The sequence below is a fragment of the Halorhabdus utahensis DSM 12940 genome, assembly GCF_000023945.1.
GTDB classification, from domain to species: Archaea; Halobacteriota; Halobacteria; order Halobacteriales; family Haloarculaceae; genus Halorhabdus; species Halorhabdus utahensis.
In genome coordinates this window covers 2,322,124-2,342,921 of record NC_013158.1, presented here as the reverse complement: position 1 = coordinate 2,342,921, position 20,798 = coordinate 2,322,124, and the positions used below count along the sequence as shown (strand labels likewise).

At 64.5% G+C, this 20,798-nt stretch carries 21 protein-coding genes and 1 tRNA gene; 9 read left to right on the top strand and 13 right to left on the bottom strand.

The window, feature by feature from the left end:
- Positions 1-2: 2 nt before the first annotated feature.
- Genes HUTA_RS11230 through HUTA_RS11215 form a run of 4 tightly spaced genes read right to left on the bottom strand, consistent with a single transcriptional unit; the run spans position 3 to position 2,941 of the window.
- Entirely contained in the window at positions 3-266 is a 264-nt protein-coding gene (locus HUTA_RS11230) for a 50S ribosomal protein L23 (protein ID WP_015790029.1), read from the bottom strand.
- Positions 263-1,006, bottom strand: coding sequence for a 50S ribosomal protein L4 (gene rpl4p, locus HUTA_RS11225; protein WP_015790028.1), 744 nt, complete (start codon positions 1,004-1,006; stop codon positions 263-265). Before rpl4p ends, HUTA_RS11230 begins: the two co-directional genes overlap by 4 nt.
- Before the next feature lie 5 nt (positions 1,007-1,011).
- Positions 1,012-2,028 carry a 50S ribosomal protein L3 gene (locus HUTA_RS11220; RefSeq protein WP_015790027.1) on the bottom strand — a complete coding sequence of 339 codons (1,017 nt, stop codon included), beginning with the start codon at positions 2,026-2,028 and terminating at the stop codon, positions 1,012-1,014.
- Between the two features lie 7 nt (positions 2,029-2,035).
- Positions 2,036-2,941: a putative RNA uridine N3 methyltransferase gene (locus tag HUTA_RS11215; protein WP_015790026.1), complete on the bottom strand. Its 906-nt coding sequence runs from the start codon at positions 2,939-2,941 to the stop codon at positions 2,036-2,038.
- A gap of 202 nt (positions 2,942-3,143) precedes the next feature.
- Here HUTA_RS11215 and HUTA_RS11210 point away from each other — a divergent pair.
- Positions 3,144-3,214: transfer RNA gene (locus tag HUTA_RS11210), tRNA-Gly, on the top strand.
- 432 nt (positions 3,215-3,646) lie between these two features.
- On the opposite strand, the gene HUTA_RS11205 is transcribed toward HUTA_RS11210, so the two are convergent.
- Both HUTA_RS11205 and HUTA_RS11200 read right to left on the bottom strand, forming a co-directional pair.
- Positions 3,647-4,054 carry a hypothetical protein gene (locus HUTA_RS11205; RefSeq protein WP_015790025.1) on the bottom strand — a complete coding sequence of 136 codons (408 nt, stop codon included), beginning with the start codon at positions 4,052-4,054 and terminating at the stop codon, positions 3,647-3,649.
- 197 nt (positions 4,055-4,251) lie between these two features.
- On the bottom strand, positions 4,252-4,716 hold the full coding sequence (locus tag HUTA_RS11200; RefSeq protein WP_015790024.1) for a hypothetical protein: 465 nt from the start codon (positions 4,714-4,716) through the stop codon (positions 4,252-4,254).
- Between the two features lie 152 nt (positions 4,717-4,868).
- Here HUTA_RS11200 and HUTA_RS11195 point away from each other — a divergent pair, with 152 nt between their 5' ends.
- Together HUTA_RS11195 and HUTA_RS11190 are read left to right on the top strand one after the other, a co-directional pair.
- The gene (locus HUTA_RS11195; RefSeq protein WP_015790023.1) at positions 4,869-5,201 is read left to right on the top strand and encodes a hypothetical protein; all 333 of its coding nucleotides are present in this window, start codon (positions 4,869-4,871) and stop codon (positions 5,199-5,201) included.
- Positions 5,202-5,807: 606 nt separating this feature from the next.
- The gene (locus HUTA_RS11190; RefSeq protein ID WP_015790022.1) at positions 5,808-6,281 is read left to right on the top strand and encodes an FKBP-type peptidyl-prolyl cis-trans isomerase; all 474 of its coding nucleotides are present in this window, start codon (positions 5,808-5,810) and stop codon (positions 6,279-6,281) included.
- A gap of 14 nt (positions 6,282-6,295) precedes the next feature.
- Here the strand turns inward: HUTA_RS11190 and HUTA_RS11185 are convergent, their stop codons facing one another.
- The gene (locus tag HUTA_RS11185; RefSeq protein ID WP_245529100.1) at positions 6,296-6,574 is read right to left on the bottom strand and encodes a hypothetical protein; all 279 of its coding nucleotides are present in this window, start codon (positions 6,572-6,574) and stop codon (positions 6,296-6,298) included.
- A gap of 181 nt (positions 6,575-6,755) precedes the next feature.
- Entirely contained in the window at positions 6,756-7,994 is a 1,239-nt protein-coding gene (locus HUTA_RS11180; RefSeq protein ID WP_015790021.1) for a mandelate racemase/muconate lactonizing enzyme family protein, read from the bottom strand.
- A 520-nt stretch (positions 7,995-8,514) separates the two neighbouring features.
- On the opposite strand from HUTA_RS11180, the gene HUTA_RS11175 reads away from it, so the two are divergent.
- Positions 8,515-9,618 (top strand): S1C family serine protease, encoded by a 1,104-nt coding sequence (locus HUTA_RS11175; protein WP_015790020.1) that lies wholly within the window; start codon positions 8,515-8,517, stop codon positions 9,616-9,618.
- Between the two features lie 26 nt (positions 9,619-9,644).
- Here HUTA_RS11175 and kdgK1 read toward each other — a convergent pair whose 3' ends face one another.
- Entirely contained in the window at positions 9,645-10,610 is a 966-nt protein-coding gene (gene kdgK1 / locus HUTA_RS11170) for a bifunctional 2-dehydro-3-deoxygluconokinase/2-dehydro-3-deoxygalactonokinase (protein WP_015790019.1), read from the bottom strand.
- Between the two features lie 123 nt (positions 10,611-10,733).
- Here kdgK1 and HUTA_RS11165 point away from each other — a divergent pair, with 123 nt between their 5' ends.
- The gene (locus tag HUTA_RS11165) at positions 10,734-11,117 is read left to right on the top strand and encodes a hypothetical protein (RefSeq protein WP_015790018.1); all 384 of its coding nucleotides are present in this window, start codon (positions 10,734-10,736) and stop codon (positions 11,115-11,117) included.
- A 60-nt stretch (positions 11,118-11,177) separates the two neighbouring features.
- Here HUTA_RS11165 and HUTA_RS11160 read toward each other — a convergent pair whose 3' ends face one another.
- The 4 genes from HUTA_RS11160 to HUTA_RS11145 form a co-directional block, all read right to left on the bottom strand.
- The gene (locus HUTA_RS11160) at positions 11,178-12,056 is read right to left on the bottom strand and encodes a hypothetical protein (RefSeq protein WP_015790017.1); all 879 of its coding nucleotides are present in this window, start codon (positions 12,054-12,056) and stop codon (positions 11,178-11,180) included.
- A 101-nt stretch (positions 12,057-12,157) separates the two neighbouring features.
- Positions 12,158-13,078, bottom strand: a complete 921-nt coding sequence (locus HUTA_RS11155; protein ID WP_015790016.1) for a dihydrodipicolinate synthase family protein — start codon at positions 13,076-13,078, stop codon at positions 12,158-12,160.
- 221 nt (positions 13,079-13,299) lie between these two features.
- Positions 13,300-14,367: a phosphotransacetylase family protein gene (locus tag HUTA_RS11150; RefSeq protein ID WP_015790015.1), complete on the bottom strand. Its 1,068-nt coding sequence runs from the start codon at positions 14,365-14,367 to the stop codon at positions 13,300-13,302.
- Between the two features lie 28 nt (positions 14,368-14,395).
- Complete coding sequence (locus tag HUTA_RS11145) at positions 14,396-16,492, bottom strand: acetate--CoA ligase family protein (RefSeq protein WP_015790014.1); 2,097 nt, start codon at positions 16,490-16,492, stop codon at positions 14,396-14,398.
- 286 nt (positions 16,493-16,778) lie between these two features.
- Between HUTA_RS11145 and HUTA_RS11140 the strand changes: the two genes are divergently transcribed.
- The 4 genes from HUTA_RS11140 to gfo6 all read left to right on the top strand — a co-directional run bounded on the left by HUTA_RS11140 (position 16,779) and on the right by gfo6 (position 20,734).
- Positions 16,779-17,318 (top strand): DUF7547 family protein, encoded by a 540-nt coding sequence (locus HUTA_RS11140; RefSeq protein ID WP_143920370.1) that lies wholly within the window; start codon positions 16,779-16,781, stop codon positions 17,316-17,318.
- Positions 17,319-17,386: 68 nt separating this feature from the next.
- Positions 17,387-18,004, top strand: coding sequence for a transcriptional regulator GfcR (gfcR, locus tag HUTA_RS11135; RefSeq protein ID WP_015790012.1), 618 nt, complete (start codon positions 17,387-17,389; stop codon positions 18,002-18,004).
- A gap of 71 nt (positions 18,005-18,075) precedes the next feature.
- Positions 18,076-19,257, top strand: a complete 1,182-nt coding sequence (locus tag HUTA_RS11130; protein WP_015790011.1) for a redox-regulated ATPase YchF — start codon at positions 18,076-18,078, stop codon at positions 19,255-19,257.
- A 397-nt stretch (positions 19,258-19,654) separates the two neighbouring features.
- Positions 19,655-20,734, top strand: coding sequence for a D-xylose 1-dehydrogenase Gfo6 (gene gfo6 / locus HUTA_RS11125; RefSeq protein ID WP_049941327.1), 1,080 nt, complete (start codon positions 19,655-19,657; stop codon positions 20,732-20,734).
- Positions 20,735-20,798 lie beyond the last annotated feature (64 nt).

Genomic DNA, 20,798 nt, shown 5'->3' with positions numbered 1-20,798 from the left:
GCTCAGAACACCCCGATTCGGGAGGCGACTTCCTCGGCGTCGTCGTCAGCCGAGAGAGTTACCTCTGCCTTTTTGTTGCCGTTCATCGTGACCTGTGCGTTGACGTTGTCGACGGTGACGTCGAACTGCTGTTCGACGGCCTCGCGGATGTCGTCCTTCGTCGCGTCGATCTTGACGATGAACTGGAGCTTGTTCTGGAAGTCCATCTTGTCCATCGCCTTCTCGGTGACGTGAGGATGGTCGATGACGTCGATCGGATCGGTCATCGGTCAGCCACCTCCGCGATCGCACTCTCTGTCCAGAGGGTGAGTCGGCCGGCGTCGGTCCCCGGCGCGAGATCCTCGGCGTTGACTTCCCGGGCGGTGGTTACGTCCGCGCCCGCGAGGTTGCGAGCCGCCTTCGACGGCTCTTCGCTCGTGACAAAGAGGACCGACTTCGGCGTCCGGTACTTCCGGCCACGGGTCGTTCCCTGGCCGGCCCGGACGGTCCGGTCGTCCGCGCGTTCGATGTCGGCATCGACGCCGAGCGCTTCGAGCACATCGACGACCGCCTGGGTCTTGACCAGGTCCTCGAAATCGTCAGAGACGACCAGCGGCAGGTCGGTCTCGTCGTCGAAGGCGTGCCCGCGTGCGTCGACTAGTTCGGCGTCCGCCGTCGCGGCGATCGCCGACCGGGTCGCGAGTTTGCGCTCCTTGTCGTTGAGTGCCGGTGCGGGATCGGCCTCGGCCTTGGGCGGGTGTGCCCGTCGCCCGCCGACGGTCTGAGGGACACGTCGGCTGCGTCCGTCCTGTTGAGGGACGTGGGCCTGGCCGCGACCACTGCCCTGGGATTCGGCGGGCGTCCGCATGCCCGCGTACTCGTCTGCGCCGTGGTCCTGCTTTCGGTTGGCCTGGGCGGCAAGCACCGCGTTCTTGATGAGATCGGGCCGATAGGGCGTCTCGAAGACGTCCGGCAGCTCGATCTCGTCGGCGGCGTCACCGTCCAGATCGTGTAGTGTTGCCTGCATTCATCTCACCCCTGGTTGGATTCAGTGGAGACGTACCGTACCTCGGGGTCGAGGCGCGGCTGGTCGTTCGGCCGAACGGCCGGGCGCAGGCGAACCAGACGGCTGTCGGGCCCGGGAATCGAGCCCTTGATCAGCGCGTAATTCCCCTCGACTTCGCCGTAGTTGACGAAGCCACCGTCGGGGGTGACGTCGTCCTCGTCGCCGAAGTCGATGAGACGCTTGTTGAGTTCGGTGCGCTGGTGGTAGCCAGTCTGGCCCTGCTGGGGCACCGTCGAGCGAACCCGCGATGGGTTCCACGGGCCCAGGTTGCCGATCCGGCGTCGCCAGCCCTGGCGGGCGTGTTTGCCCTTTCGCTTCTGGACACCCCAGCGCTTGACGGGGCCCTGGGTACCCTTGCCCTTCGTGACGCCCGCCACGTCGGCGTACTCGCCGGCGCGGAAGACGTCGGTCATGGCGTACTCGCCGCCGTCGGCCACGAGCTCGAGGCCGTGCTCGAGGCGATCGGCAAGCGAACCGCCGCCGACGCGTGTCTCCATCACGTCGGGTTTGTTCTTCGGGACGCTCGGCAGGTCGCCGGGAACGGTGTGCGTAATGAGGCGCACGTCCCCGAGCCGACCCGCATCGAGAGCGTCTCTGATCTGTGCCTCTGCGCCGTCGCGGTCCTGCTCTGCAGGGAGGTCGATGGCCCGGTCGAGGTCCTCGTGGAACTCGTCGGTCCAGACCTCCGTGAGCGGTCGCAGGCCGTACGGCGTGTCTTCGTAGGCTCGCAGCGCCACTGCCCGCATTGGCGGGGTTTCGACGACAGTGACGGGCACGGTTTCCTCCATGCCCTCCCGCGGTGAGTTGGGCTCGTCGTTGATGACAACGACGTGGCTCATGCCGGCCTTGTAGCCGGCAAAGCCCTGTACGCCCGGCTGGCCCTCGTCGTCGGGCCAACTGTTGAACCGCGGCGTCTCACTGGTCGCCCGCGTACGCGGACCGTAGCCCAGCGAGCCTTTGCGTGGTCTGCTTGGTTGTGGCATCGGATTCTCACTCCGTGAGTGTCAGGGGGCCGAGGGTGGCGAACATCGCTTCTTCTGTTCGCACGACCTCGCTTCCCTGGTTGGGAACCGTATTGAGCCAAAGGTCGAATCGGGGTCCGTCCGATCCTGATCCGGTGACCGTTTCGTCATTCCGTTCCGCCGCGTCGACGGCTGCCGCCAACTCGTCCACAGTGGACGGGTCGACAGCACCTGGTTCGACGCCGAGGATAGCCGGCAAGCCGCGCTCCGGCGCGCCAAAGGCGACTGTCATGTCGCCAGCCGACGCGATCGTCCCGGCGAGTCGCCCGAGTCGCTCGGTCGTGAGCGACTGGCCGTGTCGGGACGCGGCGATCCGTACGCCGGCGTCGGGCCGCGAGAGCGCAGCGTCAAGGTTCGCACGGTCGACCTGATAGCCCGGTGGGGGCTGATCGACGATCTTCGCGCGAACCGGTCGTCTCGAAGAGATCCTGACGGTGACGCGTTCCCCCTCCTTTATCGTCCGGTCGCCCGGAACGGCGAGGGAGATCGGGTGTTGCATGCCGCAATTGACCCGGACGCGCCCATCAGATCCGACCTCGGTCACGATTCCCTGTCTTAACGACCCCGAATCGTCCGATCCGGAGCCGGTCTGGGTCGCAACGCGGAGCGGCGGCAGGACGCCGACACACCCCAGTTCGTCCCGCCTTTCCCAGGCCTCCTTTCGGAGGTATGGGGGCGTGGCGGCGTACCGCAGCACGGTTTCGACGAACCCGTCGCCCCATCTTCCCGCCCCGTCAGGGTCGGGGTAGACGATGAGTCGATCGACCCGGAAGACGGTGGCCGCGCGGGCCACGTAGCCGATCTTCCGGGTCGCCTCACGTTTGTCCTCCGCCTCACGGCAGAGCGACGACGGCACGAGTGCGTTGAGCGTCATGCCGTGACGCTTCCACGTCACGCCACTAGACTGTGCCGATTACTCGCGGGCGGCATCGTAAAAGGATGCCGCTTCCAACCGGTCGTGAGACGCTCTCGCAAGGGATCGCGCCCCACGCGAGTCGGTGACGCGACGGGGCGCTCCCGTCCACGTGATTCGGAAGCCTTATATTTCTCTCCGGCCCCAGTTTGGAATGCACCGTGCGACGGTGGTGTAGTGGTATCACAGGACCCTGCCACGGTCCTAACCCGAGTTCAAATCTCGGCCGTCGCACCTTCTCAGCGTTCTAACTTTCAAGCGACGCGTTTCATCGCGTCGCGATCCAGAACGCTGTGCGGTGCGGATGAGAGATTTGAACCCTGGGAGTCGCAGGCCCGGACCGCCTGAGCGAAGCGAAGGCGCACGCCCGGAACGTCTCCATCTGGTTCAAATCTCGGCCGTCGCACTTCTACCGAGCGCAAAACCGCGAGCGACCGCTTTGCGTGTCGCTCGCTTCAGCGCGAGGGTGAATGCGGTAATAGAGATTTGAACTACGCGAGTCGCAGCGCGAACGAAGTGAGCGACCGTCTCGCCATCGAGTTCAAATCTCGGCCGTCGCACTTCTTCAACTCAAATCCACAAGCGACGCGTTTCATCGCGTCGCGACTCCTGATGTTGTGTAGTGCGTGAAGCGAGATTTGAGCACGCCAGTCGCAGCGAGGAAACTCACTCGCCGGAGGCCGCCTCGGTGGTGACCTCCACGTGTATCTCTTGCCGCGTCTGAAGCCCACCGTAAGCCCTCCGGCCCGCATCATCTACGACAAGCACGTACGCACCAGCATCGAGCGTTGCCTCTATCTCGATGTCGGAAATCTCCTCCGCTGACGCCCGGTCGATGGCCTTCGCGGCAACGACGTCGTGATCGTCAGTGGACGTCTGCGACTGAAAGTCCGCTGCGCCAAAGGTAAGAACATTGACTATTCCGCTTTCGACCGAGACAGTGATGTGGACGGTGGACTCCTTCGGGACGGAAAATTCCCACGACCAGTATTGGCCTTCGAAGGTGATGGCGTGCGTCCCGGAGTGCGAAGGGAACGGATCGGTATTCGCCCCCGTCGCAGTCGGTGAGTTCATCGACGAGCCACCGGAACAGCCGGCAACAGACGGTGCCGAGAGTACTCCAGCAGTCGCGAGAAATTCCCGTCTATTCATTGTACCAGACAATTCTGATTGTTGAAGGGTAATAAGCCTCGTGGAATGCTCGGCAGTTCGATTTCCACAGGGTAGAGAACCGCCAGCATAGTCGGGACATCTCGTCATAACAGTCTGCATCACGTGATGAGAAGCCGATCCCATATTTTCCGAAGGATCACCATGCCACCAGTGAGGACGGAAAGCGCACCGCCAAGAAGGACACCAACCATGCCGACCAACACCAGCGGGAAGCCCCACGAAGTACCGTCGAACGCGAGCAGATCGGCCATGTAGCGCCCACCCTGGTATCGTATCACATCCTCAGTCAGGTTCTCCATTCGGTCGGAGCCACTGCAAAGTTTCTGCCTGTTGCCTGTGAGTGCCTCCCGAAAGTGCTCCTGCTCGGCAGTCGAGAGGTTCTCGAAGGACACTTCTTCGATAGGGGGATGTACCGGTTCGTCCGCGGCCATCTGATCCACCGTCATCCAATAGCCCGACGTACAGGCACTGGATTCCTGATACATGCCCACACCATAGGCGAGACCGCCGCTGAGCAGGAGACCGAGACCGATCAGCAGGCCCAGCCGCGAACGCGAATCCATACGTCGCCCGTCAATTGGACATCATATGTGTTTTCTGGTTAACACAACCCCGTTGAGTCAGTCGATTCTCCCGCCAGAAGACAAAATCCAGTTGGAGACGGCTGTTGCGAAGTGACCCCAATGTTCATTCCCGAGCCACCACAGCATCCACCATGAAACGACGACTCGCCATCGGGATCCTCACCGGCGCGTTCCTCGGCATCTTCTGCATCTTCGGCGTCGGCCTCCGGATCGGCTTCGCGGGCAACGAACTGTTCCTGTTCTCGATGTGGTACAATCGCGTCGTGATGGGACTCGTGATCGGGCTGGCGGGCGGGCTCCAGGTCGTCGATTCGAAGTACAACGTCTACGTCAGGGGCTTGCTGTTGGGACTCGTCGTGAGCGCGGCGGTCACCTTCACCAGCGAGTTCCGCGACCTCCCGAGTTTCGCCGCCGGCGTTGCCTACGGCGTGATCATCGACTGGGTCGCAACTCGGTATAGCTGATCGGGTGGTGGAGTGAGCGCGTCCTCAATTTCAGTCAACACGGTCTTTTTTGGAAGCAATATTTCTGACGTTAGAGTGCTTCTCTCTTCGGAGTAGTAGAAAGCCCTCGGGCCGCTCGCGCACGCTCAGCAGGATATCCTCGCTTCGCTCGGATAGGGGCCGCTGAGACGCACGCGACCTGGGCGGTCGGTGTACACCGACCGCCTTATAACGTGGCGGCGAAGCCACCACGCTGCCCTCGCCCTTTCAATCCACCAGGAATTCGGTCACATAGCTGATCTACGCACACTATTCGCCTGGTGGATCGAAAGGGCGAACCCGTGTCGCGCGTCGCTGAGTGACCTCTATTCGAGCGATGCGAGGCTTGAGCGAAGTTAAAGCCTCGATTGCGAGCGGTGTAACCGCGAGCGAAGCGAGAATATGTCACTCAGCGGCCGAGAGCGGGTGAGGGCTTTCTACCGATTCTCGATAGTGGTCCTGAACGCAGTGAAATCAAGGCCGCTAACACAGAAATCCTCCGTCGAATCCAACCACACAGCAGATTATCCCAAAAGCGTCACGTGCCGCGATGCAAGGACGTATCCCCGTGTCGCTCCTTTCATACCCATGACGATAGCTACAGGCGATTCAGTCAGCATCGAGTATACAGGACGACTCGAGGACGGCACCGTCTTCGACACCTCCCGAGAGTCAGTCGCCGAGGAGACCGAACTGGCCGACGAGCAGCCGGACCGTGAGTTCACGCCGCTGACGGTCGAAGTCGGCGCTGGGCAGGTCATCGACGGGCTCGAGGACGCACTCATCGGCATGGAGCCGGGCGATACGCCGACCGTGAAAATCCCGCCGGAGAAAGGCTACGGCGAGTGGTCCGAGGAGCGCGTCCGGACGTTCGATCCGGCCGAACTCAGCCAGCAACTCGGTGACGAGCAGCCCGAGGAGGGAATGTTCCTCCAGACCCAGGACGGCAATCTAGCCGAAATTACCGAAGTAACGGACGAGGTCATCCGCGTCGACTTCAATCCGCAACTCGCGGGCGAGACCCTGGAGTTCGACATCGAAGTCGTCTCCGTCGCCAACTGAAGCGGTCGATCTACTCAGTAAAGATACTGGTCAGCTTTCTTTGCGGTGATCGAGGAGTCGGCTGTCGGATCTTTCGAGGGTTTTGAGAAGAACGGATCGTCCGGATCGTGTTTTCCATGACGGTTCACGTACTCCCTCACGGCTTTCCGAAGTGCGTCTTGGAGGGATAGATCGTTCTCTGTTGCCACCCGTCGCAACCGTTCGTATTCGCCCTCTTCGAGTCGTGTCTGAACGACAGCCGAAGCTTCGTCGTTCGACATAGTTCGTAAAAGTATATTTACAGGAGCAAGCATTTAGCTCTCTCGGATACGACCACTTACAGAAGTATTCTCTTCCTGAACTCTCATGGACTCCGTTCCTCGAAAGCGGTTCTCTTCGTCGAACGAGTCGAATCGGAGATTCGCCGGTTCGATCCGGTCAGGCCGGATCGACCGCCGACAGACTCACTTCGTTCGCCTGTCAAGCCCGCCGAGACTACGCCTCGTCGAACACCGTCTCGCCCTCGACCTTGTGCGCCTCGACCGCGTCGAGGTCGAGCGTCAGGCCAAGCCCGGGCTTCTCGGGGATCGCCATCGAGCCGTCCTCGATGAGGCCCTCTTCCTCGACCAGGTCTGCCCACCAGCCGAGTTCGTAGGAGTGGTACTCGACGGCGAGTGCGTTCGGAATCGCCGCGCCGACCTGTGCGGAGGCCATCGTCGCGATCGGCGAGCCGACGTTGTGCATCGCGACGGGGATGTAGTAGGTGTCGGCCAGGTCGGCGATCTTCCGGGTCTCGCGCATCCCGCCCACTCGCGGCACGTCAGGTGCGATGATGTCGACGGCCTGCTCCTCCAGTAGGCGGCGTTGGCCATGCTTGCGGTAGACGTTCTCGCCGACGGCGATCGGCGTCGTCGTGGACTGTGTGACCTCCCGCTGGACGTCGTGGTTCTCCGGCGGGACAGGGTCTTCCAGCCACCAGACGTCATAGTCCTCGATCTCTTCGGCGAGTCGCTTGGCGCTGCCGCCGGTGTACGTCCAGTGGCAGTCGAAGGCGACCTCGGCGTCCGCGCCGACGCGTTCGGTCGTCGCGCGGACGATCTCGGCCTTGTGCTCGATCTCGGGGCCGCTGAGGTGGCGGTTCGCGGAGTCCTTCTCGTGACCCGACGGCACGTCGAGGTCGAACTTGATCGCGTCGTAGCCCAGATTCTCGACGACGCGTTCGGCCTCGTCGGCGCAGGCCTGCGGGTCGGCCTCGTCCTCAGTGTGGAGGTCGCAGTAGACCCGGACGTCGTCGCGGTATTTCCCCCCGAGGAGTTGATAGGCGGGGACGTCCAGGATCTTCCCGGCGAGGTCGTGCAGCGCGATCTCGACACCGGAGATGGCGTGGAGCCACACACCGGCGATCGAGCCCTCGCCGGAGGTCTTCTGGACCATGTGTTCGTAGAGGCGATCGATATCGAGCGGGTTCTCGCCGACGAGGAAGGGCTTCAGGCGCTCGACGAGTTCGGGGACGCCCGCGCCCCAGTAGGCCTCGCCCGTCCCGACGACGCCCGCGTCGGTGTAGACCCGCACGAGCGTCCAGGGGTAGTTGCCGTCGACCATCGTCGTCTGGACGTCGGTGATCTCGACATCTCGCGGGCCGCGGTCGGCGGTGACGCCCATCGTCTCCGAAGAGAGGTCCCGCATCGTGTACTCGGCGTTCGGGTCGCTGAGCTGCGTGTAATCGATCGGCATGGCGGATTTTCGACAGTCGGGCGGTTAATCCTTTTCAAGCCCGGACTGAGTGGCGCTTCGCCCGGGGGTCGCGGATAGCAAACCCGAGCGACAGCAACCCCCCGTTCGGGTTATCGTGTTTCGTGTATCAGGGATCGCCTGCAACAGCCAGAAAGCCCCCGTTCAGTCCCGCCCATGCCGGCTGGCCAACCGGTCTCGGGTGGGACTGAAAGGGGCGAGGCGTGCGCGGCGGTGCAACCGCCGCGACCATTCGAGGCCGGCTCGCCGGCCTCGCGCTCGGCGACGGCGCGCACGGGCAAGCACTGTCGTTCGAGAGAGCGAAGCTCTCTCGTGATCTCGGAAATCGGAGATTTCCGGTGACAGCGAGGGAGCGAGCGACCGAGCGAAGCGCGCAGCCGGCGCACCGAGCCGACCGCCTCGGGGCTTTCTGGCTGTTCCCGAACGCGACTCACGTAACGACATACCACCGTTCGGGTGGACCGAACATTCACAAGCGAGTGAACCGTACACGTGAACAGAGATGACTCCAGAGACATCTACACGGCGGCGGTTTCTGGCGCTCGGCGGAACGGCACTCGCGTCCGCGATCGCGGGGTGTTCGACGTCGCTGTCGGCACCCGAGTCGTCGCCAGGGGAGTCGCCGTCGCCCTCCGCAGCCGGAGAGTCTCCCGAGACGGACACAGCCGAGAGTCCCTACACCCGGGTGTACCGCGAGACCATCCCCTCGGTCACGACCGTCCAGACGACGACCGGCCAGGGAACCGGCTTCCAGTACGACGAGGGGCACGTCGTCACGAACGCCCACGTCGTCGGGACGGCGAGTGAGGCGCAGGTCCGCTTCCACGACGGGACGTGGGCGAGTGGCCCGGTGGTCGGGACGGATCCACACAGCGACCTCGCCGTGATCGAACCCGGGACAGTGCCCGATTCCGCAGCGCCGCTCCCGTTCGGCGACCAGCCGCCGACGATCGGCCGGGAGGTCGTCGTCATCGGGAACCCGTACAACCTCGACGGGTCGGTCACGTCGGGGATCGTCAGCGGCACCGACCGGCTGATCCCGTCGCCGGCGGGCTATCAGATTCCGGACGCGATCCAGACCGACGCGGCGGTGAACCCGGGCAACAGCGGCGGCCCGCTGATGGATCTCGACGGTTCCGTGGTGGGCGTCGTGAATTCGAAGCAGGGCGACAGCATCGCCTTCGGGATCTCGGCTGCGCTGACGCAGCGCGTGGTCCCGGAACTCATCGAGTCGGGAACCTACGAGCACGCCTACATGGGCGTCTCACTCGACGTGGTCACGCCGCGGCTCGCAGAGGCGAACGACCTGGCGGAGCCACAGGGCCTGCTGGTCGTCCAGACCGTTCGTGGTGGCCCGGCTGACAGCGTCCTCCAGCCCAGTAGCATCGAGTACGTCGGTGGACGCCAGGTCCCCGTGGGTGGCGACGTTATCCGCGCCATCGACGGGACGCCGATGGAGACCTTCGAGGACCTGGCGAGCTATCTGGCGCTGGAAACCCGGCCCGGTGATACCATCGAGGTCGCGATCCTGCGGGACGGTGACGAGCGAACCGTCGAGGTGACGCTCGATGCCCGCCCGGACCGCTCGACGTCACCGCTCCGTTGAGAAAACGACTGCCACGGGCGGTTCGCTCACCGCGAGATTTCCTCGACGTCACCGTCGAGGATCGATTCGACCATCTCGGGCCGGATCGTCGCGGCGTCGCCGCCGATCGTCCGCTTGAGCGCCGCGGTCGCCGCCGCCTGTTCGAGCGCGACCGGGATCGACTCGTCGGTCAGCCAGGCAGCGAGGAACCCACCGACGAAGGCGTCGCCGGTCCCGATCGCGTCGACCGTCTCGGTCTCGAATACCGGCTGGTGCGCGCTCCGTTCGCCGTCGAAGGCGAGTGCACCCGCCTCACCCGTCGTCACGACGACGAGGTCGAGGTCGTAGTCGGCGTGCAGGTCGGCGGCGACGGTCTCGGCGTCGCCGTCGTAATCCAGTACCGTCTCGGCGTCGCGGTGAGCGACGAACAGCACGTCGACGTCGGGCAGGAGATCGGTGAGTGTCTCCCGGGCCGACTCTGGGTCCCAGAGGTTCGACCGGTAGTTGACGTCGAAGACCGTCGTCGCCCCGGAATCCTTGGCCGTCGAGAGGATTTCGCTGGTGGTTTCGACCAGCGTCGCCGAGAGTGCAGGCGTGATTCCGGAGACGTGGACGGCATCGGCCTCGGTGAAGGGGGCCGTGGGAAGTTCTTCGAACGTCGCCGTCGTGATCGACGAGCCGGCCCGGTCGTAGATGACCTGCGAGCCGCGGGGGGCCGCGCCCGCTTCGAGGTAGTAGGTCCCGAGTCGGGCGTCGTCACTCTCGTCCCAGACGACGGCCGGGTCGACGTCGTGGGTCCGGTAGGCAGTGGTTACTTTCTCGCCGACGGGCGTCGCGGGGAGTTTCGAGACCCACGTCGCGTCGAGGCCCAGCCGCTGGGCAGCGACGGCGACGTTGCCCTCCGCGCCGCCGACGTGAACGTCGAGCGTGTCGGTGGTCTCGATCGGCTCTGCGGTGGGCGTCGCCAGTCGCAGGAGTGATTCCCCGAATGCGATGAGTCGCGGCGGAGTCATGGTCCTCGATGGGCGTGACGCGGGCTTAAAATGGATGGATTCGATCAGTCGAAGCGTGGAAACGAGGGCAGTCGTGGCATATATACTCCCCGGGCAGGTCAGTCACTGTAGGGAGTATCTACGATGGAACGTCACGACACGAAACTCGAAGATGAGACGCTGTTGATCGAGTGGGACGACGAGTGGGTCGAGATCGGCACACTCGACGCACTGCTCGACCTCTTCGGCGGGGAGACCTACGAGATCGAGTACGACGACGCCCAGTCGAAGGTCCCGTGGCTCGAAAACAGCCTGGAGGACAACACGCTTTCCTTCGACGTCGTCGAGACCGTGACGGACATGGACTTCGACGACGAGTTCACCGAGGAGGTCGTCGAAGCACCACTCGATTCTGCGGGCAACCAGGGCCACCCGCTCCGGACCGAGACCTTCGTCGCGAAGATGATCGAGATCTGGGAGGCCCAGGGCGCGACCGGCGAGGAAGAGGCGCTGGGTTCCGGGACGTAGCTCCAGCATCGCGACACCGAGCCGTCAGTTTTCTACCGAGCAGTATGAAGGAGCGTGCGATCAGACCGAATCGGGTTCGATCGCCGCCGTCGCGTCGAGGTCCTCGACGCCGTCTTCGAGCGTCCACGTCTCGACGTGCGTGACGGTCTCGCCGGGTTCGACAGTCTGGATCGGCGCGAGGGATTCGAGTTCCGTCACGTAGTCGTCGGTGTAGACCTCGGTGTCGCTGCCCAGATCGGGGTAGGTCGCGTCGGGATCGTGGGCGAAATCCTTCCGGAAGGCGTGGCCGTCGTTGAGATAGGCGAGCCAGCCGTCGCCGGCCGCGGTCCCGATCTTGGTCTCGCCATCGCCGTCGGGGTCCTGCTCGAGATAGAGGTGCTCCTCGCCGAAGGACAAACGGTCGTCGGCCAGGGTCGCGTAGGGCCACAGCTGGATCGAGCGATCGGGCAACAGCGATTCGGGGTCGGCCTGGGGGGTGAAGGGAATGACAGCCGTTCCGTTGCCCTTCATGACGGTCAGTGCCCAGGGGGCGAACTCGACCGGCCACTGGCCGGCGTTGGTGAGTTCGTGGGTCACCTCGACGGACGCGCCCGTCTCGGCCATCCGGACGGTCATGGCCTTGGCGACGTTGTCCTCGCCCGGCGACTTTTCGAGTCGGACCCCATCGTCGAGGAGATCGACCGCGACCGGTTCCAGATCCGGGGTGTAGGTTCGCTCGCGGTCCTCGGGGGCGTGCCAGACGCGGTGACCGCCGAGTAGCGGCCACTCGTCGCGGACCTCCTCGAAGAGATGGAACTCGTTGGGGCCGTCGACGAACCCGAACTCGGTGATCCGCGGGCCGATAGTTGTCGGCGCAAGCAACTCGATCGTGCCGTTGTCGACGGCGATGGCGTCGTCCCAGCGGTCGTGCGTAACGCGTTCGACGGTTACCTGACTCATGTGATCTCGACGTGTATGGTCCCACGACGGATCCATAATAGTTCCCATAGAGTCCGGGGACTGAGGTCCCAGGACGCCAGCCGACCGCCGGGCCGCTCGCCCTACAGCAACCCGATCGACGCCAGATCCTCGAGGAACGCCGCGGTTTCCCCATCGTCCATCGTCCGCAGGGGATCCCGGAGCGGCCCGGGGTCGAAACCGACGTCACGCTCGGCCAGCGCCGTCTTGACGCCGGCCATGTACGGCCCCCGATCGAACGCGTTCACGACGTCGCGGACGGTCTCCTGAAGCGCCTGGGCACGGGCCGCGTCACCGTCGTCGAACGCCTCGTAGAGATCGACGACCAGTCCCGGGAACGCGTTCGAGACCGAGCTCACGACCCCGGAACACCCGAGTTCGAGACCAGCATACAGGAGTGCATTGTGCCCCGCGAGTACTGTCAGGTCGGGGTTGTCCGCCAGCACCTGTCCGAGCCACGGGACGTCGCCGCTGGTATCCTTCAATCCAGCCACGCCGTCGATGTCGGCGATGTCGGCCATCGCATCGGTCGAGAGGTGATTGCCAGTCAGCGGCGGGATGTGATAGACGTACACCGGGCGATCGACCGCGTCGGCGACTCGCTGATAGTGATCGACGGCCGCCTCGGCCGCAAGCGGGAAATAGAAGGGCGTGACGACGACGAGGCCGTCCGCGCCGGCCGCAACGGCGCGTTCGGCGTGCCGGACCGTCTCCCGGGTGCCCGGCGCACCGACGCCGGCGATGACGGGCACCTCGTCGCCGACGGCGTCGACGACGACCTCGACGACTCGCTCTCGTTCGGTCGCCGAAAGCAGCGGAAACTCGCCGTTGGTGCCCAGCGGGAAGACCGCGTGGGCACCGTGCTCGACGACGAATTCGGCGTGGGCCGCCGTCGCCGCCTCGTTGACGGTCTCGTCGTCGTGAAACGCCGTGATCGTCGGCGGGATGACGCCGTGGAGATCGAGTGGGTCCGCCGGTCCCGAGGATGGAGCGTGGTTCGGCATGTACGCGGGTTCCGGAGGTCCGGTATTAAACGCTGGGATGCCGGCGCGGCCCCGAGAGACACGGAGACGTGACTGTGCAGAGATCCAGTCGCCAAAGGGAAACGGGGGTGATCCCCGCGTGTGACACTACGGAGCCGTATGGCTCCGAACGTGTTTACGAACCAGACCTGGATAAACCTTGAGACGGTTTTCAGCCAGTGAAATGGGCGGCCGTCACGCGATCAGTCGTCGTTATCGATGAGCGAGTCGACGTCGGCGTGATCGTCGAGGAGCGTCTGCATCCGGTCGACGGTCGCCGCACTGCGGGTCGGGCCGGTCTGGAGCAGGTCCTCGGTCCGATCGATCACCATGCGGGTGTCCGACTGGAGCAACAGGATCGGGACGCCCTCCTCCTCGGCGCGGCCGATGATGGCGCTGGAGGGCCGGAAGCCACCGCCGAGAATGATTGCCTTGATCCCCGAGGCGTCGAGCGCGGCGGTCACGATCTCCGGGCGGTCGCCGCTGGTGATCATCACCGCGTTCTGCATGCGGCGGAACTGCGTGAGCGCGCTCTCGGCGGACATCGCGCCGACGGTGAAGCGCTCGACGAAGAGGTCCGTGCCGGCGTCGCTTGTCAGCACTTCAGCACCGAGCCGTTCGGCCAGGTCGTCGACAGTGAGTCCGGCGAGTTCCTGGACTCGCGGGACGACACCGAGCACCGAAATGCCGCGGTTTTCGAGGTACGGAACGACGTCGGTCGTCAACTGGTCGAACACCGCGTCGGGGACGGCGTTGAACAGCACACCGGCCAGGGAGTCGCCGAGCGTCTCGGCGGCCGCGAGGATGTCGTCGACGTCCTCCGGTTCGTCGTACCGAGAGAGCAACACGACGTTGGCGTCGATCATCTCGGCGATGTCCGCATCCGTCAGATCGACGATCCCGCCGGTCACGAGCCGGTCGGTCCCTTCGATGACCATCGCGTCGCGTTCGCCGGCCATCTTCTCGTAGTTCTCGAGGACGCGATCGCGGAGTTCATCGGGTTGCTCGCGGCCCTGGATGGCCTCCTGGACGAAGGTGGGGGTGTAGACGATCGGTTCGAGTTCGTGCATCTCCGAGTCGAGCCCGAGGAGCTCGCGAGCGAGCATGGGATCCTCGTCGCGGGTCTTGCCCGTCGCGCTCTGGAGACGGGTGCCCTTGGGCTTCATGTATCCCACGCTGTAGCCGGCTGCATCGGCCAGTTTCGCGATCGCGAGGGTGACTGCTGTCTTGCCGGTCGCTTCTTCGGTCGAGGTGACGAGTATGGGTTTCATGTTTGTAGTCCTCCGGTGGGTAATGGTTTTAAAGTTCCTCCTGGTCGACGGTCGCCCGGATGTCGACGGCTACGACGCCATCCGGCGTCGCGACGAGCGGGTTGATGTCGAGTTCGAGGATCGCTGGGAAGTCAGTAACGAGCTTCGAGATGCGCTGGATCGTCTCGACGACGCCGGCTTCGTCCACCGGCTCGCGACCACGCGCCCCACGGAGTAGCGGCGCGGAATCGATCTCGTCGATCATCTCCTCGGCCTCGGGTTCGCTGACGGGGGCGACCCGGAAGGTGGCGTCTTCGAGCACTTCCACGAAGATGCCTCCCAGCCCGAACATCACCAGCGGTCCGAACTGCGGGTCGCGGTTGATCCCGACGATGGTCTCGGTCCCCGCGTCGAGGTCGGCCATCTCCTGGACCTGAACGCCGAGGATCGTCGCGTCGGGCTGGTAGTTGCGCGCACGAGCGATCAGATCGTCGTAGGTGCTAGCGACCTCGTCGTCGGGGACGCTGACCTCGACGCCACCGATGTCCGATTTGTGGAGGATGTCCGGACTGACGATCTTCATCACGACGTTGCCCGGGATATCTTTGGCGGCTTCGACCGCCGCGTTCTTGTCAGAGACGATGGCTCCCTGCGGGGTCGGGATCCCGTAGGCTTCGAGCAGTTCCATGGCCTCGACCCCGAGCTTGTTAGTGTCACGTTCCTTCGTCCGTTCGAGGATCTCGCGAGCGCGCTCGCGATCGACGTCGAAGTCCCGGGGCTCGGCGTACTCGTGTTCGCGAATCTCGGCGTACTCCCGGAGCGCGTCGAGACCGTTGACGCCGCGTGCGGGATCGAAGTACGACGGGATGCCAGCCTCGCCGAGGATCTCGTTGGCTTGCTGGGCCGAGTCCCCGCCCATGAGACTCGCTGCCATGGGAACGCCGTATTCCTCGAACTTGTCGGTGACCGTTTCGGCCAGCTTCTCGAAGGAGAGCACGGCCGTGGGGCAGGCCACGACGACCACCGAGCCGACGTTGGGGTCCTGCAACACCACGTCGAGCGCTTGCTCGTAGCGCTCGCTGGGTGCGTCCCCGAGGACGTCGACGGGATTGTAGATGTTGGCTCCGTCCGGCATGTCGGCTTCGAGTGCCTCGAGGGTTTCGTCGGTCAGTGTCGCCATCTCGAGCCCGGAGTCACCGATCGCGTCAGTCGACATCACGCCGGGGCCGCCGGCGTTCGTGACGATCGCGATCTGGTCGTTCTCGGGCATCGGCTGATCTTCGAGGATCGTCGCGTAGTCGAACAGTTCCTGGACGCTGGTCGCCCGGAGTACCCCCGCCTGCTCCAGACCGGCCTCGTAGGCCCGTTCGCTGCCGGCGATCGCGCCGGTGTGAGAGGCCGCGGCCGACGCGCCGGCTTCCGTCCGTCCGGATTTGACGGCGACGATCGGCGTGTCCTTGGTGACCTCGCGTGCCGTGTCGATGAAATCCCGGCCGTTCTCGATGTCTTCGAGGTAGCCGAGGATGACGTCCGTCTCGGGGTCCTCGCCCCAGTAGTCGATGAAGTCCCCCTCGTCGAGGACGGCCTTGTTACCCAGTGAGACGACGTCGTTGAAGCCGACGTTGTGATCGCTCGCCCAGTCGAGGACGGCCGTGATGAACGCCCCCGACTGGCTCATGAAGGAGATGTTGCCCTCGATGGCCGATTTCGGGCTGAACGTCGCGTTCATGTTCCGGCGCGTCGAGAGGACGCCCAGACAGTTCGGACCGACGAGATTGAGATCGTGGTCCTCGGCGATCGCTTTCATGTCCCGTTCCCGGGCGGCCCCCTCGCTGCCGGCCTCCCCGAACCCGGCAGTGATCACGGCAACGTCGCGGACCCCGGCCTCGCCAGCCTCTTCGAGGACCCCGTTGACGATCTGTGGCGGCACGACGACGATCGCCAGATCGACGCCCCCGACGTCGGCGATACTGTCATGACAGTCGAGACCGAACACCGTCTCCGAGCTCGGATTGACCGCCACGACGTCCCCCTCATAGCCGTCAAGGAGATTCTCCATGACTGCGCGCCCGACGGAGCCCTCACTCTCGGTCGCTCCGACGACAGCTACCCGTTCCGGCGCAAATAACGTATCTAACTGGCCCATCGTATCTTCTCAGAGTTGGGTATCACACGGGAAATATTTACCTGTATCATCGCTGTCTGTGAGTGAGTGACGTGGGAAGACATCGCCAAGAGGGGGCCGGACGCCACGGAATAGCGATTCACGCGTATATAATGAACAATGGTAACAGTCGTGATAGTTGTGCGGAAGTGATCCAGGTGTCGGCCCCGCCCCCGGGGGCCCACTCGCATGCTCGCCGTCCCCGGTCAGCGCGAAGCCGGGGTCGGCGGCTCGCACATTTATGTGGCTCACTGCCCAACCGAGCGGTATGTCCAGCCAGCCCGATCGAGCGGACCTCCCGCAGCTCCTCAGGGAGCTCACGACGTCGCTATCCGCCCTCCAGCGCGATCTCAAGGCCGAACAACGTGGGCGTGGTCGTAGTCTCGACCGACTGCTCCAGTTCACGACGGACGTGACGATCCCGGCGGCCATCCTGGTGCTCGAAACCAACATCAGGGCACTCCGGCTCTTACAGCGAACACTCCGGATGGTCGGCGATTCCGAGACGGAGAGCCAGTCGACGAGCGCAAGCGAGGACGTTGCGGCTGTCGGCCGATCGGTCGTCGACCGCCTCGACGATGCCCTCGACGACGTCCAGGCGGCCGTCGACAGCTCCGATCTCGACGACCGGACGCGGGAGAACCTCTCGGAGGTCCGGACGCTGAGTCAGCAACTCGACCAGCGGCTCGAAGCACTCTCCGCGAACGACGACAGCCGGGACGTGAACGTGGACGTCGAGGCCGAACTCCAGTCGATCAAAGACCGACATAGTGACGAGGGCGACGGAGCCGATTCCGAGGCGTCCTGACGACGCGGGCGGTTCCAGCACCGCTGGTCCCGGACCGTTTAAGTGCTCGGGTCCGAACCCCCCTACCGATGAAGTCACTGGACGACCTCGTCGACAGTGCGGCAAAGTTGACCGATCTCGGCCTCTCGAAGGGCGAAATCGCCGACGAACTCAACGTCTCCCGAGAGACCGCAAGCTGGCTCGTCGATCAGACCGACGCCGGCAGCGACCAGTCGGATCGTGAGAAGCCCCACGACATCCACATCGACTGGAGTGCGATCGGCCGCGACAGTCAGCGACTGACTTACGTCGGCCGAGCGATGGCCGATCTGCTCGATAAGGAGGGCGAAGACGTCGACCTGACGATCGGGATCGGCAAATCCGGCGGGCCACTGGCGACGACCGTCTCGCGGGAACTCGAGACCGACCTCAGCGTCTACACGCCGAGCAAGGAGCGCTGGGACGACACCGAAGCCGACACGAGCGGGTCGTTCTCCCGGAACTTCGCCACGATCCGCGGTCGGGACTGTTACATCGTCGACGACAACATCGACACGGGCAAGACGATGACCGAGACCATCGAGGAAGTTCGCGAGCGGGGCGGCAATCCGGTCGGTGGCGTCGTCCTGACCGACAAACACGGCGAGGACTCGGTCCTGGGCGTGCCGGTGTATTCGCTGATCAACGTCGTCCGGATGGATCACTGAGCGGCGATCGCGACGGCCCCGGACCAGCCGGGACCGAAAGTGGGAAAGTGACGAGCGGGGTAGGCAGTGACATGCTCTCGCTCGCACTTGCCGGCAAGCCAAACGCCGGCAAGTCGACGTTTTACACCGCAGCGACGATGGCCGACGTGGACGTCGCCAACTACCCGTTCACGACGATCGACGCCAACCGCGGCGTGAGTCACGCCCGGACACAGTGTCCGTGTCTCGATCTCGACGAGCGGTGTGGTAACGATCGCTGTCACGACGGCAAGCGATACGTCCCCGTCAAACTGCTCGACGTCGCGGGCCTGGTCCCTGGTGCTCACGAGGGACGCGGGCTGGGCAACCAGTTCCTCGACGAGCTGACCGACGCCGACGCGATCCTCCACGTCGTCGACGCCTCCGGGGCGACCGACGAGGAGGGCGAACCGGTCGAGATCGGCGAGCACGACCCGGTCGAGGATCTGGATTTCATCGAGGAGGAGATGGATCTGTGGCTGGCCAGCATCATCGAGCGCAACTGGGAGACCGTCGAGCGTCGCTCCCGGTCGCCCGATTTCGACATCGACGAGGCGCTCTCGGAGTTTCTGACGGGGGTCGGCGCGACGGAACTCGACGTGGCCCGGACGCTCCGCGAACTGGAGTATCCCGAGGATCCACTCGCCTGGACCGACGAGCATCGCGAATCGCTGGCGAGTGACATCCGAGCGCGAACCAAGCCCATCATCGTCATCGCAAACAAGGCCGACGTCGCCCCACCCGAAAATATCCAGGCACTCAAAGAGCGAAACGAAGCGACGATCCCGGTCACCGCCGACGGCGAACTCGCCCTCCGGCGGGCCGTCGAAGCGGACATCGTCGAATACGATCCCGGTGATCCTGACTTCGAGATCACCGGCGATATCAGCGACGACCAGGAAGCCGGCCTCGAACGGATCCGCGACGTGATGGACGACCACGGCGGGACGGGCGTCCAGAAGGCGCTGGACACGGCCGTCTACGAAGTGCTCGATCAACTAACGGCCTATCCGGTCCAGGACGAAACCCACTGGACCGACGGCCAGGGCAACGTCCTGCCCGACGCACACCTCCTGCCCGATGGATCGACACCGCGAGACCTGGCCTATGCAGTCCACTCGGACATCGGTGAGGGGTATCTCCACGCCGTCGACGCCCGCGAGAAACGCCGGATCAGCGACGACACCGAACTCGATGAGGGCGACGTGATCAAGATCGTATCGACGGCGAAGTGAGGAAATGAGCGATGCTGTCGAGTCGCCGAACCGGGTGGCTACATCCATCATTCGACCGGTCCATATCAAACGCCGGACTCGGCTGCTGACTCTGAGACTGTCATCCGGATTTTACATAGACGCCCCGCGACCTTCGAACCGGGTCGGCGACGTTGCCCCCCGTTACCGGCCCGGACGATCACGGCTCGATCGTCTGTGTGATGCTCAAGACCCACCGCGGATCGTCCGCCGCGGTGAAGCCGGAGGAGTGCGATCGTCTACTGTCATCAATTGGCGCTCGCCGGGTCCCCCAACCCGGCAACCTTCCTACTTCGTACTGGCCGACACGTGAGACAGAGACGGGGCTCAAGGCAGACCCGGCGACAGAGTATTGCTCAAGGCGACCGGAATGGGGACCATGGATCTCATGGATCACGTTTCCGAGTTCGCGCGCCGCGACTGGGAGACCTACGACGGCGCTGGGACGGTCCGATTCGCGCTGATCGGGGCCGGCTGGTTCACCCGCGAGTGGGCACTGCCCGGCATCGAGCGAGCCGACCACACCGAGGCGACGGTCGTCGTCGATCTCGATCCCGAACGCGCCGGGGCACTCGCCGACGAGCACGACCTGACCCACCTGTCGCCCGAGCAGTTCCACGACGGCGTCGCCGAGTCCGAATACGACGCCGTCTACGTCTGTACGCCGAACGCGACCCATCTGGAGTACGTCGAAACCGCGGCGGCGTTCGGCAAGGACGTGCTCTGTGAGAAACCGATGGAAGCCAGTGTCGACCGGGCCGCCGAACTCGTCGAAGCAACTCGGGAAGCCGGTGTCTCGCTGATGGTCGGCTACCGGATGCACCTCGATCCGGTCGTCCGCCGCTCGAAGGAATTCATCGAGGCGGGCGCGATCGGCGACGTTGTGCAAGTCCACTCCAATATGTCCCAGCGGATGGTCGCCGAGTTGGAGGGTGACGCGAGCGAGCAGTGGCGACTCGACCCCGACCTCGCGGGCGGCGGCGCGATGATGGACATCGGGATCTACCCGCTGAACACGACGCGATTCCTGCTCGACGCTGATCCGGAGAAGGTCTCGGCGGAAACAGGATCGACCCACGAGGCGTTCGCCGACGTCGAGGAGCGCGTCGCCGTCCGGGCGACGTTCGAGGGTGGGGTGCCCGTCGTCTTCACCGCCAACCACAACGCCTACCACGACAGCTTCCTCCGGGTGACCGGGACGGAGGGCCAGGTCATCATCGACCCGGCATTCTTCGAGCGTGAGCCCCGCGACATGGAGGTCAGGCTCGACGGCGAGCGCCACGCCATCGACGTGACGGACGTCCACCAGCTGGAGGAGGAGTTCGCCTACTTCGCCGACTGCGTGCTGTCGGGTCGCGAACCCGAACCCGACGGCGAGCACGCTATGCTCGACATGCAGGCGATCGAGGCGATCTACGAGTCCGCCGAGACAGGCGAGACGGTACGCGTCGAGACATAGCAGTTCGGACAAGAGTGAAAGAGCCGCTTATGCTGATGTGACTGGTCGGCCCAGTCTCCGTCGA

Coding starts and splice junctions, on each gene's coding strand:
- HUTA_RS11215 (WP_015790026.1), bottom strand. CDS start 2,941: ATGACGCTCAACGCACTCGTGCCGTCGTCGCTCTGCCGTGAGGCGGAG.
- HUTA_RS11180 (WP_015790021.1), bottom strand. CDS start 7,994: ATGCCGATCGATTACACGCAGCTCAGCGACCCGAACGCCGAGTACACG.
- HUTA_RS11175 (WP_015790020.1), top strand. CDS start 8,515: ATGACTCCAGAGACATCTACACGGCGGCGGTTTCTGGCGCTCGGCGGA.
- rpl4p (WP_015790028.1), bottom strand. CDS start 1,006: ATGCAGGCAACACTACACGATCTGGACGGTGACGCCGCCGACGAGATC.
- HUTA_RS11165 (WP_015790018.1), top strand. CDS start 10,734: ATGGAACGTCACGACACGAAACTCGAAGATGAGACGCTGTTGATCGAG.
- HUTA_RS11205 (WP_015790025.1), bottom strand. CDS start 4,054: ATGAACTCACCGACTGCGACGGGGGCGAATACCGATCCGTTCCCTTCG.
- HUTA_RS11220 (WP_015790027.1), bottom strand. CDS start 2,028: ATGCCACAACCAAGCAGACCACGCAAAGGCTCGCTGGGCTACGGTCCG.
- HUTA_RS11130 (WP_015790011.1), top strand. CDS start 18,076: ATGCTCTCGCTCGCACTTGCCGGCAAGCCAAACGCCGGCAAGTCGACG.
- HUTA_RS11200 (WP_015790024.1), bottom strand. CDS start 4,716: ATGGATTCGCGTTCGCGGCTGGGCCTGCTGATCGGTCTCGGTCTCCTG.
- HUTA_RS11195 (WP_015790023.1), top strand. CDS start 4,869: ATGAAACGACGACTCGCCATCGGGATCCTCACCGGCGCGTTCCTCGGC.
- HUTA_RS11190 (WP_015790022.1), top strand. CDS start 5,808: ATGACGATAGCTACAGGCGATTCAGTCAGCATCGAGTATACAGGACGA.
- kdgK1 (WP_015790019.1), bottom strand. CDS start 10,610: ATGACTCCGCCGCGACTCATCGCATTCGGGGAATCACTCCTGCGACTG.
- gfo6 (WP_049941327.1), top strand. CDS start 19,655: ATGGATCTCATGGATCACGTTTCCGAGTTCGCGCGCCGCGACTGGGAG.
- gfcR (WP_015790012.1), top strand. CDS start 17,387: ATGAAGTCACTGGACGACCTCGTCGACAGTGCGGCAAAGTTGACCGAT.
- HUTA_RS11185 (WP_245529100.1), bottom strand. CDS start 6,574: ATGCTTGCTCCTGTAAATATACTTTTACGAACTATGTCGAACGACGAA.
- HUTA_RS11230 (WP_015790029.1), bottom strand. CDS start 266: ATGACCGATCCGATCGACGTCATCGACCATCCTCACGTCACCGAGAAG.
- HUTA_RS11140 (WP_143920370.1), top strand. CDS start 16,779: ATGTCCAGCCAGCCCGATCGAGCGGACCTCCCGCAGCTCCTCAGGGAG.
- HUTA_RS11160 (WP_015790017.1), bottom strand. CDS start 12,056: ATGAGTCAGGTAACCGTCGAACGCGTTACGCACGACCGCTGGGACGAC.
- HUTA_RS11150 (WP_015790015.1), bottom strand. CDS start 14,367: ATGAAACCCATACTCGTCACCTCGACCGAAGAAGCGACCGGCAAGACA.
- HUTA_RS11155 (WP_015790016.1), bottom strand. CDS start 13,078: ATGCCGAACCACGCTCCATCCTCGGGACCGGCGGACCCACTCGATCTC.
- HUTA_RS11145 (WP_015790014.1), bottom strand. CDS start 16,492: ATGGGCCAGTTAGATACGTTATTTGCGCCGGAACGGGTAGCTGTCGTC.